Below are 4230 nucleotides of genomic sequence, written 5' to 3'. Positions count from 1 at the left end.
TCTCGCAGACCTCAACGCCGCAAACACTGACTTCAGTTGAGAAGGGTCAGGTGCTGCGGCGCACCGGCTCTGCCAGACGCGCAAGATCGCGCTCGAAGGTCGGGCCACAGATTTCGGAAAGGCGATCAAGGAGCTTTGCGAAGACCTCTGCCGCGCGCTTCTGTTGCGACGGTGGTGTGCCGGAAATTGCAGGCGCCTGACGCAGCCGCGGCCTCAGGTTGCGCTCAAGGCGTCGGAGGCGCAGGTCTTCCCGATCGGTTGCCGGCGACAGGCCGTGATCGCGGGTGGCGGCCAGAAGGGCCAACGCGACCAGTTCGGAGCGCGCCGCGTCCGTGAGGGCCCGGGCATCGTGATAGGCAAGCGCCACCAACCCGATCCCGATCTCGGCCGGCCCGGCCCGGTCGGGCGGCAAGTCCTCAAGGGCGGGGAGCGCGCTTTCGGAGGGGCTCAGGCGCAAAAGCCCCGGCAAGAGAGCTGCGACTTCGTCAGGAAGGTTCCCGCCCGCCTGAAACGCCCCGGCTTCGATCGCCTCGGCAATCATATGCCGCGCGGCATCCTGCTCTTCCGGGTCGAAACCATCGCCCAGGCGGGTCGGAATCGCAGCCTCGGTCACCTGTAGCCCGAGGCCATCGGCCCAATCGCGAAGCTCCCGGTGGATGAAGTTCCATTTTCGATCCGGCGCAAGAACCGCCTGCCCGAACAAAGCCGCCAGCCGGTCATCAGCAGACGATTCGCAGAACCAGAACTGATCGTTGAGCCCATCGCCCGAAAACTCGGGCATCAGGACACTCCCCGCTGACGGAGCCTGCTCCGGCCCGATCTCGGGCAGAATGTCGGGGCGAACGCGCAGCACCAGATCGTACTTTGAACCCCGAAGCTTTTCGCCGCCCTGTTTGAGCCGGTTGCAGCGCCAGATCTTGTAAAGCATGCGCAACGAATTCTTGTCGGGAAACTCGGTCGAAAAACTGAGATCAAAGGTTTCGTCCTCGATCTCGATCACCGCATCGGGAAAGGCCGCGCGCAGATCGGGTTCGGCATCCTCCGCCGGAAGGCTAGACAGGCGGGCCTCGACACCCGGGAACAGGTCGTCAAGCGCGCCTCTCTGAAGATAGAGCGCCGCCGGCATCCCCAAAACGCGCGCCTTCTTTCCGGTCGCGGCCGCGCCGGCCAGCGTCTTGCGGCCACGTTTTTTCCAGCTGCTGATGTAGATATCCGCATCGAGGCGTTCGGCGAGTTCGGCGATCTCTTGCAGCCGCGAACGCGGCCCGCGCAGCTGACCGCTGATGCACAAAGCGTTCCGCCGCGTGCTGGGTGTCTTGCGCAGCAAAGCCTCGTATTCGGCGGGCGTGCCGCTGAACAGCACATCGCGCGGGTTGATCTTGTCATAGCGCACATCGCCGCCGCGTTCGATCAGCTTGCGATACATCGGGGCCACGTAAAACTCGCCGCCCTCAAGCGTGCTCGGGTCAAGCGCCTCGATCTCGGCAAACAGGTCGAGAAAGGTTCCGGCGCAGCGGAAATAATAGAGCCCGGTCGAACAGAGGTTCGAGATGCGGCGCTTTTCGGTCACCTCGATGACGCGTTGTGCCTCGGCCTCATCGGGGTCGGGACGCACGAAGGACCAATGTTCGCCCTCACCCGGGAACACTTCGAGATAACCGTCAATCTGCGCCAGATCGAAAGCCGCCGGATAGGAAAACCCGGGCCGGATCGTGTCGATATTGAAGATCGTAAGCGGCGTCTGCGCGCCAACTCCGGCTTTGCGCAGGCCAAGCGCGACGGTCTCGGCCTGCCCGCGCGTGGGGCCGTCAAGCTCGATCAGTTGGACGCTGCCCGGGGGCAGGCCAATCGCGGCGATTTCCTCCTCAAGAAACCGGCGGGTATCGGCAATGTCGCGATAGATGACCAGAAAGTCTTCGCGCCCGAAATAGCCCTTGAACCCTTCCATGACGTGCCGAAACAGGCTCTTGCCGCGAAAGGGCAGCATGTATTTGGGGCGCTCATATCCAGCCTCGGTGAAGCGGCGGCTCATGCCCGCCATCGGAAGAACGATCATGCCGCGGCCTCCTGCAGTTTCGAATGGAATATCAGCCCCGCGGCCAAGAGGTGGCTTTGCCGCTCCGGGTCATCGCCATGCAAGGGCAGCATCGACAGGAACAAGAGCCCCGTCATCGCCGCGATCTCGGAGCGCGAAAGCCCGCGCGCGGTCACCAGCGTCTCAGAAAAGATCTGCTCGATTTCGGCCTCGTGGGGCGTCGCTGCGCAGCGAAGCTCCCAGTCATGCGCGGCGTGGCGGGCAAGACGACTGCGCCCGAGGATGGTCTTGTCGTATTTTCCCAGAACCGAGTGGGCGAGTTTGGCGATGTCATAGCGCGGGTCGCCGAAACGCGCATATCCGAACCCCGGGAGCTGCCCGCGCGGATCTATGCACATGGCACGCCGCGCAACGAAATCATAGAACATGTTCCCGAAGAACAGGTCGCCATGCCAAAGCCGGATATCTGCGGGCCGCGTCGGCGGCACGGCCTGCAAGAAGTCATCGAGGACGCGCCCGAGGCTCGGAAGCTGCCGCCCGTTGATCCGAAACTCCTGCGCCCGATCGAGCCCCGCCGTTGTCAGAAAATTGTCGAGACGTTGGCGGGTCTTTCGTTCGATCATCTCCTGATGGAACAGCGCGGCATACTCGGCTGAGGCCTCGGGGGCGGCCGGTTCCGGCGGGATCGCATCGAATTTGTCCAGAAGCTGCGCGCAGCCCTCGAAGATCTCGAGCCAGCTCGAAAGCCCCAGCTCCCCGAAGGCGAACAGATCCGCGAGGCTCGGCGCGAACAGGTACTCCAGCGCATAGCCCGCGCGATGATCGCGCTCGATGCTGCCGCCAAAGCGTGGCGTGTGAAGTCGCAGCGTTTCCGGTAGATCCTGAAACCAGCGCCGCTCGTCGCGCATTTTCGCGATCTGCCCCGATTGCTTGATCAGGAAATCACCCTCGACCTGCACATCATTGAAGCTGCGCGCCATCAGCATGTCGCGTTTCGACTGGAAGTAGAGTGACAGGTGACCAAAATCGAGCCACGTCTCCGGTTCGAGGATCTGCAACGGGGCGCGTTCGGCATAGGTATTCAGGGCATCAATGAAGCCGTTTTCACGACAGATCGCGGCAAACACCCGAGCATCGGCAAAGTGAAAATAGCCACAGACGGCGTTCCGATTTTCCAACCGGCGCGGGGGGGCGTTGGAGAACACCGGGCGGCCGTTTTCCATACCCCGGACGAAGGCCCAGGGGTAGTTCGCGAGGCTCGCCTTGGCGCAGACCCGATCCGAAAGCATCAGCTGGTCGTCGGGCAGAGAGACCAATGTATCGCCATAGAGAATGCGGATCGCGCCCTCCGGGGCGATATGGTCGATCGCGGCGGCAATCGCCTCGGTGATCGAGAGCGAAGCCGAAAGCCGCAGAATGTTCACACGGGCTTCGGCAAGGCGGGCGCGATCGAACTCCCCGATCTCGTAATCTTCCGGCAGGGTCAGCCAGACCGGCTCCCCCATCGCGAGTTCGATCTGCCGCTCCCACAGGCGACCGGCGCCAAGCGGCAGCATCGCAGGTGGCAAGGCCCCGAATTGCAACGCAATTTCTTCGCTTACCATTCGAGAGGACAGGATCAGCAGCATGGAAATGGTCCTTGAATGCAGCCGCGCCCCTCAGGCATCGCCCGGGATCTTCAACAGCGCACGGATCTCGTCATAGCTCATCGCCGCGAATTCATCGGGGCGGATCGCCTTGTCGTCAACATAAAAGCCCTGATGCCCGCACCAGGGCTTGCCGACATGGACCTCGTCGAACGGGATGTCGTGGCGCTTGAGCCAATCCAGCAGAACCGGCAGCGTCGCCACATTGATCCGACCGATATTGCCGTCGTAGCTGCGCATGTTGCGACTGGAGAACAGGACGATCTCGAAGCCCGCCGCCTTGTAGTCGCGCAGTTTCGCCACGACCTCCGCGCGCGGGTGCTTTGCGTCGTAACTCTCCGCCGAGGCGTTGATCGTCAATGTGTCGTCAACGTCGATGACGAGGCGCTTCATCTGGTTTTGTCCTTGCTGCCCAAGCTGCGCGGGCCCTGCTCCGTTTTCGCGCAGCATAAAGCAGCCCACGCGGGCGCGTCTACCACCTGAAGCTGAGCGGCGCCCCCTCTGCTTTCTCAACTGAAGTCAGTGTTTGCGGCGTTGAGGTCTGCGAGG

At 62.9% G+C, this 4230-nt stretch carries 3 protein-coding genes; all 3 read right to left on the bottom strand.

Translation table 11 applies throughout. From position 1 onward, the window contains the following. Positions 1 to 46: 46 nt before the first annotated feature. From CLN94_RS14040 to CLN94_RS13750, 3 genes are read right to left on the bottom strand one after another with little or no spacing between them, the layout of a single operon-like run. A complete protein-coding gene (locus CLN94_RS14040) occupies positions 47 to 2056 on the bottom strand; it encodes a glycosyltransferase family 2 protein (protein WP_179300320.1) in 2010 nt (669 codons plus the stop codon). Beyond that, the gene (locus tag CLN94_RS13755; RefSeq protein WP_096434590.1) at positions 2053 to 3663 is read right to left on the bottom strand and encodes a phosphotransferase; all 1611 of its coding nucleotides are present in this window, start codon (positions 3661 to 3663) and stop codon (positions 2053 to 2055) included. Before CLN94_RS13755 ends, CLN94_RS14040 begins: the two co-directional genes overlap by 4 nt. A 30-nt stretch (positions 3664 to 3693) precedes the next feature. Then, the gene (locus CLN94_RS13750) at positions 3694 to 4074 is read right to left on the bottom strand and encodes an HAD family hydrolase (RefSeq protein WP_096434588.1); all 381 of its coding nucleotides are present in this window, start codon (positions 4072 to 4074) and stop codon (positions 3694 to 3696) included. Between the last annotated feature and the right edge of the window lie 156 nt (positions 4075 to 4230).

It is taken from the genome of Pseudothioclava arenosa, assembly GCF_002358085.1.
GTDB classification, from domain to species: domain Bacteria; phylum Pseudomonadota; class Alphaproteobacteria; order Rhodobacterales; family Rhodobacteraceae; genus Pseudothioclava; species Pseudothioclava arenosa.
Note: the sequence above shows the minus strand (reverse complement) of the source record. Positions and strands in the feature narration are given on the sequence as shown.

Bases quoted from the DNA above. Each gene is read 5' to 3' on its own strand.
- CLN94_RS14040 (WP_179300320.1), bottom strand. From the start codon at position 2,056: ATGATCGTTCTTCCGATGGCGGGCATGAGCCGCCGCTTCACCGAGGCT.
- CLN94_RS13755 (WP_096434590.1), bottom strand. From the start codon at position 3,663: ATGCTGCTGATCCTGTCCTCTCGAATGGTAAGCGAAGAAATTGCGTTG.
- CLN94_RS13750 (WP_096434588.1), bottom strand. From the start codon at position 4,074: ATGAAGCGCCTCGTCATCGACGTTGACGACACATTGACGATCAACGCC.